Origin of the sequence: Providencia sp. PROV003 (assembly GCF_045040775.1) — a bacterium.
Taxonomy (GTDB): Bacteria; Pseudomonadota; Gammaproteobacteria; order Enterobacterales; family Enterobacteriaceae; genus Providencia; species Providencia huashanensis.
Genome location: NZ_CP096369.1, coordinates 2,838,755 through 2,862,290, shown reverse-complemented (window position 1 = coordinate 2,862,290; position 23,536 = coordinate 2,838,755). Strand labels below are relative to the sequence as shown.

The 23,536-nt window shown below is 41.0% G+C and carries 14 protein-coding genes and 1 pseudogene; 13 read left to right on the top strand and 2 right to left on the bottom strand.

The genetic code is table 11. The features are described from left to right. Window positions 1–112: 112 nt before the first annotated feature. The 7 genes and pseudogenes from purM to M1F14_RS13035 all read left to right on the top strand — a co-directional run bounded on the left by purM (window position 113) and on the right by M1F14_RS13035 (window position 9,838). Entirely contained in the window at window positions 113–1,153 is a 1,041-nt protein-coding gene (gene purM, locus M1F14_RS13065) for a phosphoribosylformylglycinamidine cyclo-ligase (RefSeq protein ID WP_042843537.1), read from the top strand. After that, complete coding sequence (purN, locus tag M1F14_RS13060; protein WP_042843536.1) at window positions 1,153–1,803, top strand: phosphoribosylglycinamide formyltransferase; 651 nt, start codon at window positions 1,153–1,155, stop codon at window positions 1,801–1,803. Before purM ends, purN begins: the two co-directional genes overlap by 1 nt. A gap of 204 nt (window positions 1,804–2,007) precedes the next feature. Continuing rightward, the gene (gene speG / locus M1F14_RS13055) at window positions 2,008–2,595 is read left to right on the top strand and encodes a spermidine N1-acetyltransferase (protein WP_042843535.1); all 588 of its coding nucleotides are present in this window, start codon (window positions 2,008–2,010) and stop codon (window positions 2,593–2,595) included. Window positions 2,596–2,651: 56 nt separating this feature from the next. Beyond that, window positions 2,652–4,721 carry a polyphosphate kinase 1 gene (ppk1, locus tag M1F14_RS13050; RefSeq protein ID WP_042843534.1) on the top strand — a complete coding sequence of 690 codons (2,070 nt, stop codon included), beginning with the start codon at window positions 2,652–2,654 and terminating at the stop codon, window positions 4,719–4,721. Window positions 4,722–4,725: 4 nt separating this feature from the next. After that, window positions 4,726–6,255: an exopolyphosphatase gene (ppx, locus tag M1F14_RS13045; protein ID WP_181468517.1), complete on the top strand. Its 1,530-nt coding sequence runs from the start codon at window positions 4,726–4,728 to the stop codon at window positions 6,253–6,255. A gap of 372 nt (window positions 6,256–6,627) precedes the next feature. Beyond that, window positions 6,628–7,899: pseudogene (gene mgtE / locus M1F14_RS13040) on the top strand (magnesium transporter); the annotation flags it as partial. 583 nt (window positions 7,900–8,482) lie between these two features. Then, on the top strand, window positions 8,483–9,838 hold the full coding sequence (locus M1F14_RS13035; RefSeq protein ID WP_042843530.1) for an MFS transporter: 1,356 nt from the start codon (window positions 8,483–8,485) through the stop codon (window positions 9,836–9,838). A gap of 71 nt (window positions 9,839–9,909) precedes the next feature. Here M1F14_RS13035 and M1F14_RS13030 read toward each other — a convergent pair whose 3' ends face one another. Continuing rightward, entirely contained in the window at window positions 9,910–11,130 is a 1,221-nt protein-coding gene (locus M1F14_RS13030; protein ID WP_181468518.1) for a hypothetical protein, read from the bottom strand. A gap of 82 nt (window positions 11,131–11,212) precedes the next feature. After that, the gene (locus M1F14_RS13025; RefSeq protein WP_071548150.1) at window positions 11,213–11,701 is read right to left on the bottom strand and encodes a hypothetical protein; all 489 of its coding nucleotides are present in this window, start codon (window positions 11,699–11,701) and stop codon (window positions 11,213–11,215) included. A gap of 400 nt (window positions 11,702–12,101) precedes the next feature. Between M1F14_RS13025 and M1F14_RS13020 the strand changes: the two genes are divergently transcribed. The 6 genes from M1F14_RS13020 to yegQ all read left to right on the top strand — a co-directional run bounded on the left by M1F14_RS13020 (window position 12,102) and on the right by yegQ (window position 23,155). Then, window positions 12,102–13,352: an MdtA/MuxA family multidrug efflux RND transporter periplasmic adaptor subunit gene (locus tag M1F14_RS13020; protein WP_048607361.1), complete on the top strand. Its 1,251-nt coding sequence runs from the start codon at window positions 12,102–12,104 to the stop codon at window positions 13,350–13,352. Beyond that, window positions 13,352–16,474, top strand: a complete 3,123-nt coding sequence (locus tag M1F14_RS13015) for an MdtB/MuxB family multidrug efflux RND transporter permease subunit (protein WP_181468519.1) — start codon at window positions 13,352–13,354, stop codon at window positions 16,472–16,474. Before M1F14_RS13020 ends, M1F14_RS13015 begins: the two co-directional genes overlap by 1 nt. Continuing rightward, complete coding sequence (mdtC, locus tag M1F14_RS13010) at window positions 16,474–19,563, top strand: multidrug efflux RND transporter permease subunit MdtC (RefSeq protein ID WP_048607365.1); 3,090 nt, start codon at window positions 16,474–16,476, stop codon at window positions 19,561–19,563. Before M1F14_RS13015 ends, mdtC begins: the two co-directional genes overlap by 1 nt. Before the next feature lie 2 nt (window positions 19,564–19,565). Next, complete coding sequence (gene baeS / locus M1F14_RS13005; protein ID WP_042843523.1) at window positions 19,566–20,969, top strand: two-component system sensor histidine kinase BaeS; 1,404 nt, start codon at window positions 19,566–19,568, stop codon at window positions 20,967–20,969. Further along, a complete protein-coding gene (baeR, locus tag M1F14_RS13000) occupies window positions 20,956–21,645 on the top strand; it encodes a two-component system response regulator BaeR (protein WP_042843521.1) in 690 nt (229 codons plus the stop codon). Before baeS ends, baeR begins: the two co-directional genes overlap by 14 nt. Window positions 21,646–21,769: 124 nt before the next feature. Beyond that, window positions 21,770–23,155, top strand: a complete 1,386-nt coding sequence (gene yegQ, locus M1F14_RS12995; protein WP_042843520.1) for a tRNA 5-hydroxyuridine modification protein YegQ — start codon at window positions 21,770–21,772, stop codon at window positions 23,153–23,155. Window positions 23,156–23,536: the final 381 nt, after the last annotated feature.

The following is a 23,536-nucleotide window of genomic DNA, read 5'->3' as shown; positions in this document are numbered from 1 at the left end:
TGACAATGACAAAAATTTTCATTGATAAAGCTATCGCAAACGTTTGCCTAGCCTGTTAGAATAATGCTAATGAAGTTAATTTTCTCAAAATGTAATTGCCTTGGGGGCCGTAGTGACTGATAAAACCTCTCTTAGCTATAAAGATGCCGGTGTCGATATTGATGCAGGTAACGCCTTGGTTGAACGTATTAAAGGTGTGGTGAAGGAAACTCGCCGTCCAGAAGTCATGGGCGGGCTTGGGGGGTTCGGCGCATTATGTTCCCTGCCTCAAAAATATCGTGAACCTGTACTCGTATCAGGTACTGACGGTGTAGGCACAAAATTACGTCTAGCAATGGATTTAAAACGCCATAATACTATTGGTATTGACTTGGTTGCGATGTGTGTCAATGACCTAATCGTTCAAGGTGCTGAGCCACTGTTTTTCCTCGATTATTATGCAACCGGTAAACTTGATGTCGACACTGCGGCAAGCGTTATCACTGGTATCGCAGAAGGCTGTAAACAATCAGGCTGCGCATTAGTTGGCGGCGAAACAGCAGAAATGCCCGGCATGTACCATGGGGAAGATTACGACGTTGCAGGTTTCTGTGTCGGTGTCGTCGAACGCTCCGAGATCATCGATGGCAGCAAAGTCAGTGCAGGGGATGCATTAATTGCTTTAGCCTCAAGTGGTCCTCATTCAAATGGTTATTCTTTGGTACGTAAAATTTTAGACGTTAGCCAAACTAATCCGGAAACCACACAATTAGACGGTAAACCTTTAGCTGACCATTTATTAGAACCAACCCGTATTTATGTTAAAAACGTATTAGAACTGATTGCTAACCGTGATATCCATGCAATCGCACATATCACAGGGGGTGGTTTCTGGGAAAATATTCCTCGTGTATTACCTGATAACACCCAAGCAATTATTGATGGAAATAGCTGGCAATGGCCTGCTGTCTTTGACTGGCTACAACAAGCTGGTGATGTCAGTACCCACGAAATGTACCGCACTTTTAACTGCGGTGTGGGCATCATCGTCGCCTTACCACCAAGTGAAGTTGAAGCTGCTTTAGCATTATTAACCCAACTTGGTGAAAAAGCTTGGCAAATTGGTACTATTGGTGAGCTTCCTGTGGGGGAAGAGCAGGTTGTGATCCGCTAATGAAGAAAATTGTTGTTCTCATTTCAGGCAGTGGTAGTAATTTGCAGTCATTAATTGATAGCTGCCATTCAGGGGAAATTGATGCTCAAATTGCCGCGGTTGTGAGCAACCAAGGCAACGCTTATGGTCTTGTCCGTGCACAGAAGGCTGGGATACCCGCCTTCTACCTTGATGCGACACAATATACCGACCGCCAAGCTTATGACACCGCCCTGTTAGAATATATTGAACAATACCAGCCAGATTTAATTGTTCTAGCTGGTTTTATGCGGGTTTTAACTGCACCTTTCGTTAATCACTTTACGGGGAAATTGCTCAATATCCACCCTTCTTTATTGCCCAAATACCCTGGGTTACACACTCATCGGAAGGCGCTGGAAAATGGCGATAAAGAACATGGTACATCCGTACATTTTGTTACAGAACAGCTTGACGGTGGGCCTGTAATTTTACAAGCCAAAGTACCTATTTTCACTGGTGATACCGAAGAACTTCTTATTGAGCGCGTAAAAACGCAAGAACATACCATTTACCCAATCGTTGTTGAATGGTTTATTAGTGGCCGTTTGTCGATGCACGATGGTAACGCGTTATTAGACAACCAAATTTTACCACCGAATGGTTATTCTATTGCATCATCAACGCTATAATTTATATTGTTAGCTAAGGGCGGAGTTTCCGCCCTTTTCTCTTTTATTTTTAGCGGTTAATCAAATCCCTCTGCATAAAGTGAACTATTCTTCAACAAGGAGTAGATCTGTCTGTGCTGTGTCATTATTTTATCGAAAAACCATGTTATCCTAGACGCAACGTTTTTATAAATAACATTTTACTCACTAACTTAGAGGTGTTTTATGACTACCGGGCAAGTTCATCCGTTTAGGTTGCGCCCACTTGAACGTGAAGATTTAGCATTTATTCATCAACTTGATAATAATGCCAGTGTTATGCGTTACTGGTTTGAAGAGCCTTATGAGGCCTTTGTTGAGCTAAGCGATCTTTACGATAAACATATTCATGACCAATCCGAACGGCGCTTTATTGTTGAGAATGATAGCGAAAAAGTGGGTTTAGTTGAGCTTGTTGAAATTGACTATATTCACCGTCGCTCTGAATTCCAAATTATTATTGCACCAAGCCATCAAGGTCGTGGCCACGCAAGTCGTGCAGCAAAGCTTGCAATGGACTATGCTTTCTCTGTATTAAATTTATATAAACTTTACCTAATTGTTGATAAAGAAAATATCAAAGCTATCCATATTTATAATAAACTAGGCTTTCATACTGAAGGTGAGTTGATTGACGAATTTTTCGTAAATGGGCGCTACCACACGGCTATCCGCATGTGTATTTTCCAGCATCAATATTTTGCGATGAAACAACAGTCTGCTAACCCAGAAAGTGTTGTTGCTCAAGATAAAGCGATTAAACAACATATTTAGTTAGCTGGCTGAAATCAAAGCCTTAAAAAGTAACAAGCGTCTAATACGGAGTTATAATGTCCCAAGAACGTCTCTATCATGAAAAAGAGTTAAGCTGGCTATCTTTTAACGAGCGCGTTTTACAAGAAGCAGCCGATAAGCGTAACCCTCTTATTGAGCGTATGCGTTTTTTGGGCATTTACTCCAATAACTTAGATGAGTTTTATAAAGTTCGTTTTGCTGATGTGAAACGCCGGATTTTAATCAATGAAGAACGCGGCTCAGCAAGTGGTGCCCGTCACTTATTAAAGCGCATCCAATCTAAAGTTGCCAAACAGGAACAAGAGTTTGACGTTCTGTATAATGATTTGTTACTTGAAATGGCTCGTAACCAAATATTTTTAATCAATGAACGGCAAATTTCCCCACGTCAGCAGATTTGGTTACGTCAGTATTTCCGGCAAAATCTACGCCAGCACATCACCCCCATTTTAATCAATCCAGATACTGATTTAGTCGAGTTTCTGAAAGACGATTACACCTATCTTGCGATAGAAATCATTAATGGTAACCACATTCAATACGCCTTATTAGAAATTCCATCTGATAAAGTTCCAAGGTTTGTTAACTTACCACCAGAAAAGCCGAAAAGACGTAAATCAATGATATTAATTGATAATATCTTACGTTATACCCTCGATGAAATTTTTAAAGGTTTTTTCGATTATGATGAGCTCAACGCCTATTCGATGAAAATGACCCGTGATGCCGAATATGACATCGCCTCAGAAATGGAATCGAGCTTGCTTGAGATTATGTCTTCAACGTTAAAGCAACGTTTAACCGCAGAGCCAGTTCGTTTTGTGTATCAACGTGATATGCCTGATGAAATGGTTGCTTTGTTACGTGAAAAATTGGGGTTATCTAATGACGACTCGGTCATTGCAGGTGGGCGCTATCATAACTTTAAAGACTTTATTAACTTCCCTAATGAAGGGAATAAAAACTTATTAAACAAACCTCTACCAAGGTTACGTCACCGCTGGTTTGATAATTTCCGCAATGGCTTTGATGCTATTAGAGAACGTGATGTACTGCTGTATTACCCTTATTATACCTTTGAGCATACTTTAGAATTACTGCGTCAGGCTTCCTTTGACCCTAATGTATTGTCGATAAAAATCAATATCTACCGTGTTGCGAAAGACTCTCGCATCATTGATTCCGTGATCCACGCCGCCCATAACGGTAAAAAGGTCACAGTGGTAGTTGAACTGCAAGCACGTTTCGATGAAGCCGCTAATATACATTGGGCTAAAAGACTAACCGAAGCGGGTGTCCATGTTATTTTCTCTGCCCCTGGCCTGAAAATTCATGCGAAATTATTTATCATTTCACGTATGGAAGAAGGCCAAATTATCCGCTATGCCCATATTGGGACAGGTAATTTTAATGAAAAAACCGCTCGGTTATATACCGACTATTCATTACTCACCGCTAACGAACAAATCACTAATGAAGTGCGCCGAGTATTTAGTTTTATTGAAAACCCGTACCGCCCAGTCACCTTTGACAACTTAATGGTCTCACCACAAAATACTCGCATTAAATTAATGGCTTTAATTGACCAAGAAATAGCCAATGCACTTTCGGGGCTTCCAAGCGGCATTACATTAAAAATTAATAATTTAGTTGATAAAGAACTCACTGATAAACTGTATGATGCCTCTAATGCAGGGGTTAAAATTCGTTTATTAGTCCGTGGCATGTGTTCTTTAGTGGCAGGTCAATCGGGGTACAGCGAAAATATTCAAGTCACCAGCATCGTTGACCGCTTTCTTGAACATGACCGCGTCTATGTTTTCACTAATGCAGGGGACGAAAAAGTGTTTATTTCATCAGCGGATTGGATGACTCGTAACATAGACTATCGTATTGAAGTTGCAGTGAGTTTAGTTGATCCTCATTTAAAACAACGTGTTTTAGATATTCTAGAATTGCAATTTAGCGATACAGTAAAAGCCCGTTATGTTGACAAAGATTTGAGTAATCATTATGTTCCTCGCGGAAATAAGCGAAAAATACGTTCTCAACTTGCTGTTTATGAATATTTAAAATCACTTGAAACACCAGATACCAGAGCTTGATACTATGCCAATAACCTCAACATCATCACCAAGGCCACAAGAAATTGCGGCAATAGATTTAGGCTCAAACAGTTTTCATATGGTCATCGCACGTGTTGTCAATGGGGCATTACAAGTGCTCACCCGCCTTAAAAAGCGTGTCCACCTTGCTGATGGGCTGAGTGATACCAACGAACTCAGTGAGGAGGCAATGGAACGAGGGCTTTCTTGTTTAGCTTTATTTGCAGAGCGTTTGCAGGGTTTTTCGCCTGATAATGTTTGTATTGTTGGCACCCACTCATTACGCGTTGCAACCAATGTGAAGCAGTTTTTGCAACGCGCCAAAGAAATTATCCCCTATCCCATTGAAATTATTTCAGGCCAAGAAGAAGCAAGGCTAATTTTTATGGGAGTTGAGCACACCCAGCCGGAGAAAGGTCGCAAGCTTGTTCTTGATATCGGGGGCGGCTCTACGGAAATCGTTATCGGTGAAAAATTTGAGCCACTACTCATTGAAAGCCGCAGAATGGGTTGCGTCAGTTTTGCTCGCACTTACTTTCCAAACGAAACCATTTCCCCTGATTTTTTTAATCGTGCTTATCTTTGCGCCTGTTTAAAATTAGAAAGTACGGCTATTTTATTTAAAAAATACACATGGGATGTTGCAATGGGGGCTTCTGGCACAATTAAAGCAACACATAGTGTATTACAAGAACTTGGCTATAAAGACGGTATTATTACTCGAGAACGACTGGCTGAAATTAAACAAATGGCGTTGAAATATAAGTCATTTAGCGCATTAAACATTCCCGGCTTGTCCAACGAGCGCAAGCAGGTTTTCGTTCCAGGACTGGCTATTTTATTGGCTGTATTTGATTCATTAGATATTAAAGAATTACGGTTATCCGATGGTGCTTTACGTGAAGGGGTTCTGTATGAAATGGAAGGCCGTTTTCGCCACCAAGATATCCGTCAACGCACTGCATTAAGCCTTGCCGAGCACTATAATATTGATAGAGAACAAGCAAAGCGCGTTCTAAAAACCATGGAAGAGCTGTATTACCAGTGGGGTCAGCAAAACCCCAAACAGCTTAATCCTCAACTAGAATCTATTTTGATTTGGGCTGTTATGCTGCATGAAGTCGGGTTAAGTATTAATCATAGTGGCATGCACCGCCATTCTGCCTATATTTTACAAAACACTAACCTACCCGGTTTTAATCAAGAGCAGCAATTATTATTAGCCACGCTAGTCCGTAATCACCGTCGAGCCATAAAATATGACGATATTCCCAAATTTAATCTGTTTAAAAGAAAACAATTTATGCCGCTAATTCAAATCTTGCGGCTTGCCATATTATTAAATAACCAACGCCAATCAACAACAACCCCGACTTCATTACGAATAGAAACAGATGAATGCCACTGGGCACTCTATTTACCAGAGGAATATCTCGTGCAGAATGCCTTGATGGCCCTGGATTTAGAAAAAGAAAGTGATTATTGGGAGGATGTTCCTGGTTGGTCATTACGTATTAGTGCGGAAACCAAGTAACTTACGCCATTATTGTAGTGATTTCTTCTGATTTTATTGGTTGATTACTGTGAAATCACTGCCTATTTAATTCAACTGTTTGAAATATTATTTAAATGGGCGACAATAATGATAATAAATTTCGTCCCCTCGTAGGCGAATTAATATAAAGCGCTGTGCGCTGTTATTGCTTTAAGGATTAAAATGTCACAACCTGCTTTCTCAATCGATGCGGTACCAACAGTAAACCCGCACTCACAAAAACTGGCGCATATCCGCCAGCAAATTCTGACGTTATTTTTAGACGACGAAGAGTTCGTCCATGCGCTTGTTGAAAATGATCAACACGTCAGTATTGATGACAAAGCAATTAGTGAAAAAATCAATACTGTAAAAGAGTTACTTCTTGACCTGCACACCGCTGATATCGCGGATATTTTAGAGATGCTCCCATACGATGAGCGTCTCGCATTATGGCGTCTTGTTGATAATAACGAACGCGGTGAAGTGCTAGTTGAAGCCTCTGTTTCTGTCTGGGACAGTCTAATCAAGGATATGTCAGATAGAGAACTTCTGCGCGCAGTTGCTAACCTGCATGTTGATGAGCAAGCTTATATCGCGGAACACTTACCCCGCGATACGATGCGTAGATTGCTAACCTATTTAGAACCCAGCTTACGTAGCCGCATCCGAGAAGTCTTGCAATACGCAAAAGATAGCGTTGGGCAAATGATGGACTTTGAGTTCGTCACCGTCCGTCCAAATGTGGCATTAAAAACGGTTCAACGTTATCTACGGCAACGAGGCAAAATCCCAGAAGCAACGGATAAAATTTTCGTTGTAGATAACAATAATTATCTACAAGGTGAATTACCATTAACCACGATTTTAACACAATCACCCGATAAAATCGTTGCTGAGGTTATGCGAACAGACACCGTCACCTTCTTACCCGATGAAAAAGGCGAAGATGCAGCAAGCGCGTTCGAACGCTATGACTTAATTTCCGCCGCTGTCGTAGACAGCAATGGCTTGTTAATGGGCCGTCTCACCGTTGAAGATATCGTTGATAACATCAGCGAAGAAAATGATAACAGTATTCGTCGTATGGGGGGGTTAAGCCCTGAAGAAGATGTCTTTGCTCCCGTAGGCCAAGCAGTCAAAACCCGTTGGACATGGCTTGCTATCAATTTATGTACCGCCTTTGTCGCTTCCCGAGTTATCGGGGTGTTCGAAGATACGATTTCCCAATTAGTTGCCCTCGCCACTTTAATGCCTATCGTCGCTGGTATTGGCGGTAACACAGGTAACCAAACTATCACTATGATTGTCCGTGCTATAGCGCTTCACCAGATTCAAAGCGGTAGTTTCTCTTTCTTAATGCTCAGGGAGCTTGGCGTTGCCTTTATTAACGGTATTGTTTGGGGAGGTATAATGGGTGTCGTTACCTACTTCCTCTATGGCGATATTGCGATGGGAGCAGTCATGACACTGGCTATGGTTCTAAACTTATTAATGGCTGCGATTATGGGTGTGCTTATCCCGCTAATCATGATAAAACTAGGTAAAGACCCTGCTATTGGCTCCAGTGTGATGATCACTGCAATTACAGATACAGGCGGTTTCTTTATTTTCCTAGGCTTAGCCACCCTTTTCTTAGTTTAGCTGTCTCTATGCATGTCCAGTTACCTTTCTGGGCATGCGTCTTTATCACTAGTAATCTCTTTCTTTAATACATTTCAAATTGTTAACTTTTAGTCACTGTCGGCTCTTTAGTCATGTTCATTTTTGCTAAAGATATTTAGTTAGAATAATGACTATTTAGGATCACAGTATTTCCCTAGCAACTCTTATAATATTTTTTGTTATTCAAAAACGTAAGAAATTATTAAATTAATATTAATTAGCTAAATAAAACCCTGTTTTCGATATACGATATTCTGCAAATTTCATAATATTAACATCATATAAGGCTATTCACTGCCAGAGTGGGCGCTTAATTTAACTAATAGCAACTAACCAGAATATGATTCTTGTTTTTGGTGCCGAGGTTTACAAAATATAGAATTTCCTGCTATAAATAGCATATGCAAAAAGATACTGTGTATTAAACTAAGTTATACCCATCCAACGTTTATGCCTCTTATCTGCACCCAATAAATATGATTAACTCATTATTTTGAGCAACTGCTTGTTATCTTGAATTTATCCTATACTGATATTTCAAGTATTTTAGAAGGAAAGTGTTATGACATCGCAACCAGCCAGCCAACCCTCGGCGCGGCCCTTGGGTAAAGAAGATTATAAAACATTAGGTTTATCCTCTTTAGGGGGTACGCTTGAGTTTTATGATTTTGTTATTTTCGTTTTTTACGCAAAAATTATTTCTCAGCTATTTTTTCCTGGGGATAACGAATTCCTTGCGTTAATGGCTACTTTAGGGTTGTTTGCTGCTGGTTACCTAGCTCGCCCACTTGGTGGGATTATTATGGCCCATTTTGGGGATAAAATTGGTCGTAAGAAAATGTTCACCTTAAGTATTTTCTTAATGGCATTCCCTACCTTTGTAATCGGTTTCCTGCCAACCTTTGAAACAATTGGTGCAGCAGCACCGTTATTACTATTATTGATGCGCATTATGCAAGGTGCTGCCATTGGTGGGGAAATGCCTGGGGCTTGGGTGTTTATTGCCGAACATACCCCTAAACAACGTTATGGCTTAGGGGTTGGGACATTAACGTCAGGTATTACAGGTGGTATTTTACTTGGTTCTATCGTGGCCATTATTATTGAGCGTTCTTATACCACTACTGAAGTCCACGACTTTGCATGGCGTATACCGTTTATTCTCGGGGGTATTTTTGGCTTTATCTCCGTGTATTTGCGCCGTTTTTTACAAGAAACCCCCATATTTAAAGAGCTAGCCGCGAAAAAAGCATTATCTCAAGAGTTACCCGTCAAAACGGTCATTAAATCACACAAACAAGCTTGTATGATTACCGCCGCGCTAACTTGGTCCTTATCAACAGCGATTGTTGTCACTATTTTGATGACCCCAGATGTCGTTTTAAAAGGGATCTACAATATTGACCGCAATATTGCATTGCAAGCCAACTGTGCTGCGACATTGACCTTAACTTTAGGCTGTATTTTCTGGGGATGGTTAGGCGATAAAACAGGGACTCGGACATCCATGACTTTGTCTTGGGGTGGTTTAGCTGTTACCGCGATTTATTTCTATTCATCGTTATCTTCAGATATTTCAGCAACTAGCTTAATTTTTAACTATGGCTTAATGGGCTTTTTTGTTGGTGCAATTGCCACAACGCCTATTATCAGCACACGTGCATTCCCACCTGAAATCCGTTATTCAGGGCTGTCATTTGCTTACAATGTTGCTTATGCGATTTTTGGTGGTTTAACCCCAATCCTGACGGGCGCATGGTTACAACAGTCTCATATGGCACCTGCATACTATGTAGCAGGCGTATCATTATTAGCTGTAGCGGTCGCATTTTTACCACTTTCATGGAAAGGTTGGACGGCAAACAACCAAGACAGTGAAGGCCACTCTACCGTTTTAAATACGAGTACAACACCGTAATTAAATCGTTACCATCAAACGGTCTGATGTGCCTATATTGGTGTCAGACCGTTTTTATTTATTCCATTTTGCTATATATCTAGACCAATAATTTGCTGTACTCTGCCATTTTGTATTAAGCCCGTATTATCGCTACTCGATGCTAAATGATCACTGCTTGATGAACCATCTTCCTTAAAAGCGCTTATATATGAAGCCATGATTTGCTCACATTGTTTATATTGCTCACTTGTTATTGACGCTATCGTATGTTTGTTAAATTTATCTCTTATAATCAACTTTTTAATATCTTTTTCTTTTTCTGCTATTTGTTGTTTAAGGTTTCTTTGTTCGCTACATAATGATAGAATTTTATTCAAGAGCTCATCTTTCTTAGCTCCACTCGGCGTGCTTTTTAATATTTCCTTTTTTTCTATTATTTCTACCCCTATTTTTTTCAAATTGTCATTAAATTCTTTATATTTCAAAAACTCATCCCCAAAATAGTCAATACCGCTATAGCTGTCTGCTTTATCAAGCTCTACAATTTCCTTTTTTTCTTTTAGTAAATTCTTAATTAGCCTATTTTTCTTAGTATCAAATTCCTGTTCAGTCATTAGTATTTCATCTGTTAAATATCCGATTTCTGGGAAGTACACTTCTGCATTAGCATGAAAATAAGCCATCTTTCTCACATGAGCATCATAATATTTATTGGTGTCAAAATTAAAGGGGGCTGAAGACCTTTCATTTGGGTAGTGATGATGATTATCACTGCAACAGAGTTGCTTTTGGGTTATCAGAATAGCATCATTTATATGATGCTTTATATTATAGGTGTTATCTATGTATTGTACTTTACTTCTATAGCTAGATATAATTTCTGTCAAATAGCGATTCATTCTTATAGCATATATATCCTTCTTTGTAGGTATATTGGCGAATTTTTTTACAATTTCGTTTATATACCCCTCCCATTTCATCGGCTTTTTTTGTGTGGTTTTTAAAAAACCTTCTATATACCCCTCATTATACTGGGGCATTCTTTGCGTAATATTAGTGATTTTTTCTATATAGCCATTGTATGTTTCGGTATATTTTTTTATTAGCTTTTCGCTTTTTTTCTCGAACTTTAGTTGAAGAGTATCTAGTTTATATCCTATCTCAATTCGTCTATTTAGCTTATTTTTATCTATACCTGTTTGTTCGCTTATTTTATTTATCTTTCTACGTAACAGTTCAAGTTCAATTGTTTTTTTGTGCTGGTTTACTCGTTTTTTTAACTGTTCTATCCTAGTTTTAACTAAATCCATATATGCTCTCCTATAGATAAATAATTAAATGGCCCCTAATTTAATTTGATATTAATTTTAGGAACCATTTTGTTAATACTAACTAAAGTGTTGCAATAGGTAATTCAAATGCATAATGAATATATTTAAATCCACTATCTTGGTTTACAGAGGTTACTTCATCTAGTGGAAAGCTGTTTGATGCTGAAACCAATACATCACTTTGTACTGTGGTTTGTACGTCTAATAAATTAATATTATCAAGCATAGCCAATATTTCTTGTGCTTCAGAACCGATTGTTTCCATTTCAGGAAAATTCATTTTATAACGCTCGATATGGTTAGACTCCACATTTTTAGCTACTTGTGCAGATAAATTTAAATTCTGAACTTGAGAAAATATTTCTTTCACTTCTGAAACTAGCATTTCTACCTCAGTATCAACTCCTGCCTTCCTATCATTATTTATAGGCATTGCAGCATTAATGTGCTTATTCATCTTTACGTCTTTTTCTGTACCGAGAGTTTGTGCTGAAAAAGTTTTAGCGTCATAAATGATGTCTGATAAAATTGAAGTATCGTATAAAATCATTGATTAATTCCTTTTAATATATACAGTTATTAAATTTCTAGACTCTTTTCAAAGAGTGAGCAAACGTTATTATTTTTATATTAATTAAACTAATTTTTAATTAATATAAAACAAATTAATTCATTTAAAGATCAAACTTGTAAGTTTTATTAGATTGATTTTTAATGCTTTTTTGGGATTTTGTTGTTTTTGGAGAATGTCCTAAAATTGTTCTATGCTTAACAATTAATCACTATATGCAGCAAAGCAAACATAAATTGACACTTATTCATATTTCCTCCATTTTTCTTTGTACCTATCACGTTAAACTATTAATATGCCTAACTAACTCTTTTCAGTTAGTTTTTTTGCTCTAAAAACTCACTGAGCTTCCTTTTTTGTATTGAGCGACCAACCCAAAATGAATAAACAAAATCGCCGTAAAACATTGACTCGTTCTACTATTTTCGTTGCTATCCTTGTTGCAGCCGGAGCCTCTTGGTATTTTTATCAACAATCACAACAATCTGAAGCGCCTAATGCCAGTAACGTGGCAAAACCTAACTCACAACGCAGCGCCATGGGACGTCCACCTAGGGTACTCGCCCCTGTCCAATTTGCACTGGCAGAGCAAAAAGAGGTACCACGTTTTCTATCGGGGCTCGGTACAGTTCAAGCCGCTAATGTTGTCACCGTCACTAGCCGCGTTGAAGGCCAACTGATGCAGCTTTATTTTACTGAAGGTCAACATGTCAATGCCGGTGATTTACTGGCTCAAATAGACCCTCGTCCATTTGAAGTTCAGCTTTCACAGGCGCAAGGACAACTTGCTAAAGACAAAGCAACGTTAGCCAATGCACAGCTAGATTTGACTCGCTATCAAAAACTTGCTGGCAGTAACGTTATTTCACAACAAGAATTAGACAATCAAAAAGCTGCCGTTTTGCAAGCTCAAGGGAGTATTAAAGTCGATCAAGCCGCGGTGGATAATGCAAAATTACAATTAGCTTACAGTAAAATCACAGCGCCAATTTCTGGACGAGTTGGCCTAAAACTTGTTGATGTCGGTAATTTTATTCCCTCAGGAACTTCAACTCCGATTGTTGTGATCACTCAAACGCAACCCGCTGATGTGCTCTTCGCTTTACCAGAAGGGGATATTCCTGCTATCCAACAAGCTCAATCTTCAGGTCAAAAAGTTTTAATCGAAGCTTGGGATAGAAATAATATTGCCCTGATCGCTAGTGGTGAATTATTAAGTACCGATAACCAAATTGATGCCGCCACCGGAACATTAAAAATTAAAGCCCGCTTCACGAATGAAGATGAAACATTATTTCCTAATCAATTTGTTAATATAAAAATGCAAGTCGAAACCTTGCAAGATGCCGTGGTCATCCCAACTGCCGCACTACAAATGGGTAACGATGGCCATTATGTCTGGGTTTTAAGTGACGATAATAAAGTCAGTAAACACGCTGTCACTGTTGGGATGCAAGATAGCCAGCAAGTGGTTATTGAAAGTGGGCTAGCAGCGAATACCAAAGTGATTACGGATGGTGTTGATAAACTGACTGATGGCACCACCGTAGAAGTCGTTAACCCTGAGAGTATTGCAAAAAAAGCCCAAACGCCTCGTAAAGATAAACCAAATAGCGCGGAGAAAGCGTAATGCAGCCTGAAATGCCAAAAGGCGGTGGTCCTTCTCGCTTATTTATTTTACGCCCTGTCGCCACGACATTATTCATGGTGGCTATTTTACTCGCAGGGATCATTGGCTATCGTTTTTTACCTGTTTCGGCGCTTCCAGAAGTCGATTACCCAACAATTCAAGTCGTTACACTCTACCCAGGCGCCAGCCCAGACGTGATGACCTCTGCGGTCACCGCCCCTCTGGAAACTCAGTTTGGCCAGATGTCAGGCTTAAAACAGATGTCATCGCAAAGTTCAGGCGGTGCATCGGTAATCACGTTAATGTTCCAACTCACCTTACCTTTAGAGGTTGCGGAGCAAGAAGTTCAAGCCGCGATAAACTCAGCGAGTAGCCTATTACCTTCTGATCTGCCTTATCCACCAATTTATAATAAGGTTAACCCAGCTGATCCACCGGTTTTAACCTTAGCGGTTACCTCTGATGCGATGCCGTTAACACAAGTTCAAGATATTATCGAAACACGTATTGCACAGAAAATTTCCCAAGTTAATGGTGTAGGTTTAGTGACACTAGCCGGTGGTCAACGCCCTGCGGTACGGGTAAATTTAAACCCACAAGCCATGGCAGCAAAAGGCTTAGATAGCGAAACTATTCGCTTAGCAATTAATAACGCGAATGTTAACTCTGCAAAAGGGAGTTTTGATGGCCCGACCCGTGCAGTCACCTTGTCTGCTAATGACCAAATGAAATCCCTTGATGATTACCGCAAACTTATTGTGGCTTTTCAAAATGGTGCTCCTGTCCGACTTGGTGATATTGCGACCATAGTACAAGGTGCTGAAAATGCCTATTTAGGTGCTTGGGCTAACAATCAACAAGCTATTGTTATTAATGTACAGCGCCAACCCGGTGCTAACGTTATTGAAACGACAGATACTATCCGTGCCTTATTGCCTGAGTTAATTGAAAGTTTACCTAAATCAGTGAATGTCGATATTCTAACGGATAGAACCAGCACTATCCGTGCCTCGGTCAGTGATGTTCAGTTTGAGTTAATGTTGGCAATCGCCCTTGTTGTAATGGTAATTTACCTGTTTTTACGCAATGGGATAGCCACATTGATCCCAGGAATTGCGGTGCCACTTTCCTTAGTTGGTACTTTCGCAGTGATGTATTTCTGCGGTTTCTCTGTCAATAACCTCACGCTGATGGCCCTGACTATTGCGACAGGGTTTGTCGTCGATGATGCAATTGTGGTAATCGAAAATATTTCCCGTTACCTTGAACAAGGGGATAAACCCTTAGTGGCGGCATTAAAAGGCGCAGGGGAAATCGGTTTTACTATTATCTCCCTCACCTTTTCATTAGTGGCTGTGTTAATTCCATTATTATTTATGGGGGATATTGTTGGTCGACTATTCCGCGAATTTGCCATTACCCTTGCCGTCGCAATTTTAATTTCTGCGGTGGTTTCTCTGACTTTAACACCGATGATGTGTGCTCGCTTATTAAAACCTGAATCGCAACATAAACATAACCGTTTTGAATTAGCCTGTGAGCGTTTTTTTGACCGTATGGTGGCCGGTTATGCGATTTGGCTAAAACGTATTCTAAATCACCAATGGTTAACCCTGTCAGTTGCTGTGGGCACCATGGTATTGACCGTATTGCTTTATATGTGGATACCGAAAGGTTTTTTCCCATTGCAAGACAGTGGAATTATCCAAGGTTCAATTGAAAGCCGCCAATCTATCTCGTTTGCGGCAATGGCACAAAAACAACAAGAGGTCGTCTCTAAACTATTAGCCGACCCTGCCGTTGATAATGTCACCACCTATGTCGGCGTCGATGGCACCAATGCAACGCTTAATAATGCACGTATTCAAATTACGTTAAAACCACTAGATGACCGAGCAGATCGTGTCGTGGCAATTATTGACCGATTGCAACAATCAGCAGACAAAATTTCTGGCATCAATTTATATTTACAACCCATGCAAGACTTGACCATTGATACACAAGTGGCACGTACTCAATATCAATTTACCTTGCAAGCCGGTTCTTTAGATGAATTAGCAACTTGGGTGCCTCAGCTATTAACCGCGTTAGAGCAACAACCTGAGTTAGCCGATGTCAGTAGCGATTGGCAAAATAAAGGGTTAGTCGCTTATGTTAATGTTAATCGCGATACTGCCAGCCGTTTTGGTATCACTATGTCTGCAATTGACAATGCCTTATATAATGCATTTGGCCAACGCATGATCTCGACCATTTATACCCAATCTAATCAATATCGCGTCATTTTAGAGCATGATACCCAAACCCGTCAGGGGATAGATGCACTAAACGATGTTCGGTTAAAAGGGACTGATGGCGCGATGGTCCCATTAAGCACACTAGTCAATATTCAAGAAGGTACTGGCCCATTAGCGATTAATCACCTAGACCAGTTCCCTGCGGTTACCTTCTCATTTAACGTTGCCGAGGGTGCATCCCTTGAAGCCGCTGTTAATGCTGTCAAATACGCCGAATCGCAGATTGCCATGCCTAAATCCATTACCACACAATTCCAAGGCGCTACATTGGCTTTTGAAGCTGCATTAAGTAGTACTATTTGGTTAATTGCCGCAGCTATTATTGCGATGTATATCGTGTTAGGGATTTTGTATGAAAGCTTTATTCACCCCATTACCATTTTATCTACACTACCAACCGCTGGTGTTGGTGCGCTACTCGCACTGATGATGGCGGGAAAAGACCTCGATGTCATTGCCGTTATTGGTATTATCTTATTGATTGGTATTGTTAAAAAGAATGCCATCATGATGATTGATTTTGCCCTTGCGGCAGAACGTGAAAAAGGGATGTCCCCTTATGATGCGATTTACCAAGCTTGTTTACTGCGTTTTCGCCCAATATTAATGACCACAATGGCTGCCTTGTTAGGTGCACTGCCATTAATGCTGAGCACGGGTGTCGGAGCGGAATTACGTCAGCCTTTAGGGATCAGTATGGTTGGTGGGCTTATCATGAGCCAAATTTTAACCCTATTTACTACCCCTGTGATTTATTTATTGTTTGACCGTCTTTCTCATTATTTTAAGCGACGCCGTCAAACCAATAAGGCGCAGGTGTCATAATGAAGCGCTTTTTTGCCCTGTTTGTCAGTCGCCCTGTCGCGACCACACTTATCAGCGTCGCCATAACCTTATGTGGCGCTTTAAGTTTTCTATTTTTACCTGTTTCCCCGTTACCCCAAGTAGATTACCCCGTGATAAACGTGACAGCGTCACTTCCTGGGGCTTCACCAGAAACAATGGCATCCTCCGTGGCTACTCCCCTTGAACGCTCTTTGGGGAGTATTGCAGGGATCAGCGAAATGACATCCAGTAGTGCTCTAGGGCGAACAACAATCACCCTTGAGTTCAACCTAGATAAAGATATCAATAATGCAGCGCGTGAAGTACAAGCTGCTATTAATGCTGCACAAACACTACTGCCCAGCGGTATGCCAAGTCGCCCACGCTATTATAAATCCAACCCATCTGATGCTCCGATTATGATCCTAACGATGACATCAGAAACGATGAGCACTGGTGAAATTTATGATATTGCTTCAACACGCCTCGCTCAGCGTATCGCACAAATCGAAGGAGTCAGTGAAGTGTCCGTTGGGGGCGGTTCACTCCCTGCTGTTCGTGTTGAATTAAACCCAACCGCCTTATTTAACCAAGGCGTCTCTTTAGATGCCGTCCGGTCTGCGATTAGCAGCGCCAATGTTCGTCAACCTCAAGGGTATATTAATGATGATGAAAAACGCTATCAGGTACAGACGAACGATGAACTAAAAAAAGCGGCAGACTATCGCCCTATTATTGTTCACTACCGTGATGGTAATGCCGTCCAATTGAGTGATGTTGCTAACGTTAAAGATTCTATTGAAAACATTCGTGCGGCGGGTATGGCTGATGGCAAACCCGCTATTTTAATTGTTATACGCCGTGAAGCGGGTGCCAATATTATTGAGACAGTTAACCGCATACGCGCTGAATTGCCTGAATTCAATGACATGATCCCCGCCGCTATTGACTTAAAAGTCGCACAAGATAGAACGCCGACTATCCGTGCATCTTTAGCAGAGGTCGAACGCGCTTTATTGATTGCCGTTGCCTTAGTTATTTTAGTTGTTCTGCTGTTCTTACGCTCAGGTAGAGCGACTTTGATCCCTGCGATTGCCGTGCCCGTTTCGCTGATCGGGACTTTCACTGCTATGTATTTATGCGGGTTTAGCCTTAACAACTTATCATTAATGGCACTGACAGTGGCAACTGGTTTTGTGGTTGATGATGCCATTGTGGTGTTAGAAAATATCTCTCGCCATATTGAAAATGGAACTAAACCCTTTATCGCCGCAATACGAGGCGTCCACGAAGTTGGATTTACCGTTGTCTCTATGAGTATTTCTCTGGTAGCTGTTTTTATTCCGCTACTGTTAATGGACGGTTTGGTCGGCCGCTTATTCCGCGAGTTTGCAATTACACTTGCCACCGCAATTGGGATTTCACTGGTTATCTCTTTAACACTGACGCCAATGATGTGCGCTTATTTGCTGAAGAAACGCGGTAGTAATATCAAAGCAAAGCATCGGGGATTTGGTCGAGTATTACTACGCCTACAAGAAAGTTACGCAGTGGCTTTAAACTGGGTATTAAATCATCGTCGTAGTGTTCTAGCGGTATTATTCGCGACTATTGGGCTCAATGTTTACTTATATATTACCGTGCCAAAAACCTTTTTCCCTGAACAAGATACTGGCCGCATTATGGGCTTTGTCCGCGCTGACCAAAGTATTTCTTTCCAATCCATGAAAGAAAAAATGACCCGCTTTATGCAACAAGTGAAAGATGACCCCGCTACCGATAATGTCACTGGTTTTACGGGTGGCAGCCGTGTGAACAGTGGTTTTATGTATATTTCATTAAAACCCCTTAGCGAACGCACTGAAAGCTCGGCTCAAGTAATCAACCGGTTAAGATTGAAACTCGCCAATGAGCCTGGGGCTAATTTATTTATGATGCCCGTTCAAGATATCCGTGTCGGTGGCCGACAAGCCAATGCCAGTTACCAATTTACCCTTCTTGCCGATGAGCTATCTGCTTTACGCGATTGGGAGCCTGCTATCCGTAAAGCATTAGGCGATTTGCCCCAATTAACCGATGTTAACTCAGACAAAGAAGACAAAGGCGCTGAAATGGCCATTACCTATGATAGGGATTTAATGGCGCAGTTAGGTATTGATGTTCGTGAGGCCAATAGTTTACTGAATAATGCCTTTGGCCAACGTCAAATTTCTACCATTTATGAAGCAATGAACCAATATAAAGTCGTGATGGAGGTCGCTCCTGAATACACCCAAGATGTCAGTTCCCTCGACAAAATGTTTGTGATTAATAATCAGGGACAAGCGATCCCCCTTTCCTACTTTGCGCGTTGGCAACCCGCCAATGCTCCATTAAGTGTTAACCACCAAGGGCTATCCGCTTCATCGACCATTGCATTTAACGTAGCCGATGGTTATACCTTGGATGACGCAATGGTCGAAATTGAAAAAACAATGACCGCCCTTGGCGTTCCTTCAACAGTCAGGGGGAGTTTTGCGGGTACCGCACAAATATTCCAAGAAACGCTAAAATCACAATTATTCCTCATTTTAGCCGCAATTGTTACGGTGTATTTAGTTCTGGGAATTTTGTATGAGAGTTATATTCACCCACTGACCATTTTATCAACACTGCCATCAGCGGGTGTAGGTGCATTATTAGCCCTAGAATTATTTGACACCCCATTTAGTTTAATCGCCTTAATTGGCATTATGTTGTTAATCGGTATTGTGAAGAAAAATGCCATCATCATGGTCGACTTTGCTATTCAAGCACAAAGAACCGCGGGACTTACCGCTCGTGAAGCCATATTCCGTGCTAGTTTGTTACGTTTTCGCCCAATACTCATGACAACATTAGCCGCAATTTTCGGTGCACTTCCACTGATGTTAGGTAGCGGTGACGGTGCTGAATTGCGCCAACCCCTTGGTATCACAATCGTCGGAGGGCTCATTATGAGTCAGCTACTGACTTTATTTACCACCCCAGTTGTATACCTAAGTTTTGATAGTTTAAGACAATATTGGCAACGTAAAAGAACAATTCCAACGGCAGTTAGTGGAGAGTAATCATGAAAATCAGGCTTAATAGTGTAAGTACCCGACTTTTTGTGGCTATTTTTGCTACCTGCCTGTTGTTAGTGGTGATCATGCACCAAGGTGTGCGTATGAGTTTCCAACATGGCTTTATTGATTATATTAAAGAAAACGATCAACAACGCCTCGAACTCGTCTCTGCGGCACTCGCTGATCAGTATGAAGAAACGGGTAACTGGCGCTTTCTCCTTAGTGATGAAAGGACATTCTTTCGCATTTTGAGATCGGTTGAGCACCAACAGCATCGTGGACCCATGCGCCAACGTTGGCGCACCATATTTTGGGTCTATGACACGCAAGATACTCTGATCTTTGGTCGGGACACCCCCTTACCGAACAAGGTACTCCGTGAGCCTATCATCATTAATAACGGTAATACTGTTGGCTGGTTAGTGGCGAGTTATGAAGATGGCATTAGCAGTGCACTGGACCGACGGTTTGATAGTAAACAAATGTATACTAGTTGGGTTATCGCTGGCTTATCACTATTTGTCGCACTGATAGCCACTATCTTTCTTGCCCGCAGCTTTTTAAAGCCTATCAAGCGCTTGTTAGAAGGTACCAACCAACTTGCCAATGGGGATTTTACCACTCGAGTACCTGATACAGGCCGTGATGAACTCGGCCAATTAGCAAAAGATTTTAACCATCTCGCTTCGACTCTTGAAAAAAACGAGCAAATGCGCCGTGATTATATGGCGGATATTTCCCATGAATTGCGCACACCGTTATCGGTGCTTCGTGGGGAACTTGAGGCCGTACAAGATGGCGTACGCCAAGCGACACCTGAAACCATTAATTCATTACTAAATGAAACTCAAACTTTAATTAAGTTAGTCAATGACCTGCACCAACTTTCCCTATCGGACAGGGGTTCGTTAGTTTACCGCAAGCAATCAACCGATATTATCCCATTGATTGAAATGGCTATTGGGCAAGCTCGTTGGCGCTTAGAAACAAGGCAATTAACCGTTGAAAAGCAATTAAGCGAACAAGCAATTATGTTTGCAGATCCAGACCGCATAACCCAATTGTTTTATAATTTAATGGAAAATAGCCTGCGTTATACCGACCCTCAAGGAAAAATAGTCATTAAGGTGACACAAGGCCCACATCAACTTTGTATTGTTTGGCAAGATAGTGCCCCCGGCTTAACCACTGAACAATGCCAGCACTTGTTTGAGCGTTTTTATCGTGCAGAAGGCTCACGAAATCGCGCAAGTGGTGGCTCCGGTTTAGGGCTTGCCATTTGCTATAATATTGTTGAAGCCCATAATGGGGAAATTACTGCCACCCCTTCTTCATTAGGCGGTGTAAAAATAACCATTAATTTACCTATTCAATCAAAGGATAAAGGCCGTGACCATGGTGGAAAATAGCAATTTGACCGTATTGATAGTGGAAGATGAACCTAAACTTGGGCAACTCCTTTATGATTACTTACAAGCTGCTAATTACCAGCCCGCGTTACTTTCGCGTGGTGATGAAGTGCTCCCTTACGTACAACAACATCAGCCCGCGCTCATTTTATTAGACCTGATGCTACCCGGCTTAGATGGTATTTCAATTTGCCGCGAATTACGTAAATTCAGTGATATCCCTATTATTATGGTCACCGCCAAAACAGAAGAAATAGACCGTTTATTAGGGCTAGAAATTGGCGCTGACGACTATATTTGTAAACCATTTAGCCCACGCGAAGTCGTTGCTCGTGTTAAAACGATTTTACGTCGCTGCCAACCTAACATTGTTCCGCCACAACACCAAACCAAACTGATTATTGATGAAAATGCATTTCAAGTTCGTTATGGCTCCCAGTTACTTGAGTTAACTCCTGCTGAATTTAGGTTACTGAAATTTATGTCTGATAATGCGGGAACGGTTTTTTCGCGCGACCAATTACTTGATATTTTGTATGACGATCACCGTGTTGTTACTGACCGTACTATCGATAGCCATGTAAAAAACTTACGCCGCAAATTAGAATCTCTTGATAGCGAAAAAACTTTTATACGTTCAATCTATGGTCTTGGTTATCGGTGGGATGAATACTAACCAATAGACATACTATTTTTGTGGGATATTTGGATTTTGACTGAAATAGAGTTAAAATCGCCATCCCTTAAAAACACTATCTCTCCCGAGTTAGTGCTGACTTGACATCAGATAGAGAATAACCATGTTTACACCAGAGCTTTTATCCCCTGCCGGTTCATTGAAGAACATGCGCTATGCCTTTGCTTATGGCGCAGATGCAGTATATGCAGGACAACCTCGTTATAGCTTACGCGTACGTAACAACGAGTTTAATCACGAAAACTTAGCCAAAGGTATCCAAGAAGCTCATGACCTTGGTAAGAAGTTTTATGTGGTCGTTAATATCGCCCCACATAATGCTAAATTAAAAACCTTTATTCGTGATTTAACCCCAGTCATTGAAATGGGCCCCGATGCGTTAATTATGTCAGACCCGGGTCTTATCATGATGGTACGCGAAGCCTTCCCTGCAATGGATATTCATTTATCCGTACAGGCCAATGCGGTTAACTGGGCATCGGTGAAATTTTGGCAACAAATGGGCTTAACACGCGTTATTTTATCCCGTGAATTATCACTCGAAGAAATTGCAGAAATCCGCCAGCAAGTCCCTGAAATCGAGCTTGAGGTTTTTGTCCACGGTGCATTATGCATGGCTTATTCTGGTCGTTGTTTGTTGTCTGGTTATATTAATAAGCGTGACCCAAATCAAGGCACATGCACTAATGCTTGCCGCTGGGAATATAAAGTTCAAGAAGGCAAAGAAGACGATGTCGGTAACATTGTTCATATCCATGAGCCGATCCCTGTCCAGAATGTCGCACCAACGCTGGGTGCTGGCGCACCAACCGATAAAGTCTTCATGATTGAAGAAGCTAAGCGCCCTGGGGAGTACATGACTGCCTTTGAGGATGAGCATGGTACTTATATCATGAACTCTAAAGACTTACGGGCGATTGAGCATGTTGAAAACCTCACTAAAATGGGTGTTCACTCGCTTAAAATTGAAGGTAGGACTAAGTCATTCTATTATTGTGCTCGAACAGCACAAGTTTATCGCCGTGCGATAGATGATGCTGTTGCCGGTAAACCTTTTGACCCGACTTTGCTCTCCACTTTAGAAGGGTTAGCACATCGCGGTTACACCGAAGGGTTCTTACGTCGCCATACTCATGACGCCTATCAAACCTACGAATATGGCTATTCCGTCTCCGACACCCAACAGTTTGTGGGTGAATTTACCGGTAAACGTGTTAATGGGTTAGCAGAAGTCGACGTTAAAAATAAATTTAGTGTCGGTGATAGCCTAGAAATAATGACACCTGCTGGCAATATTGTCTTTACCTTAGAAGCACTAACAAACCGCAAAGGTGACGCTGTTGAAGTCGCTCCGGGTAATGGTCATATTGTTTATCTACCAATTCCTGAAGATATCGACGTCAATTTTGGTTTATTGATCCGCAACCTTGCTGGTGCGACAACGCGTGACCCACATCAAACTCAGTCAGAAAACCACCTTGCGGGTTAGTTAGATAAAGATAGGTTTACTAAAGTATCCTATAATATACAAGCTAAGAATTTGAAGGTTATTTATTCAAATTCTTAGCTTTTTTTGCTAATAATACCGTTGTTCATTTCACTTTACATGCTCTTCTCATTTGATAATCATTCTCGTCATTGACATTTTCATTAAAAAGTGCACCTAATATCCAATTTTATGCAACAGATCACATCAATTGGCTATTCAATATCGTATAGTCACTCTCGAAAACGAAGAACTAGAAAGTCATAAAATAAGACTAGGAACCACCTCCTTGGCTGGCTCAATCTCCCTTGAGCTAGCCATTTCTTTTTTGTTATTTTTTCTCTTTCTCCTATAATGCTCTTGCTCTCTCTTTTTCTGTAACAA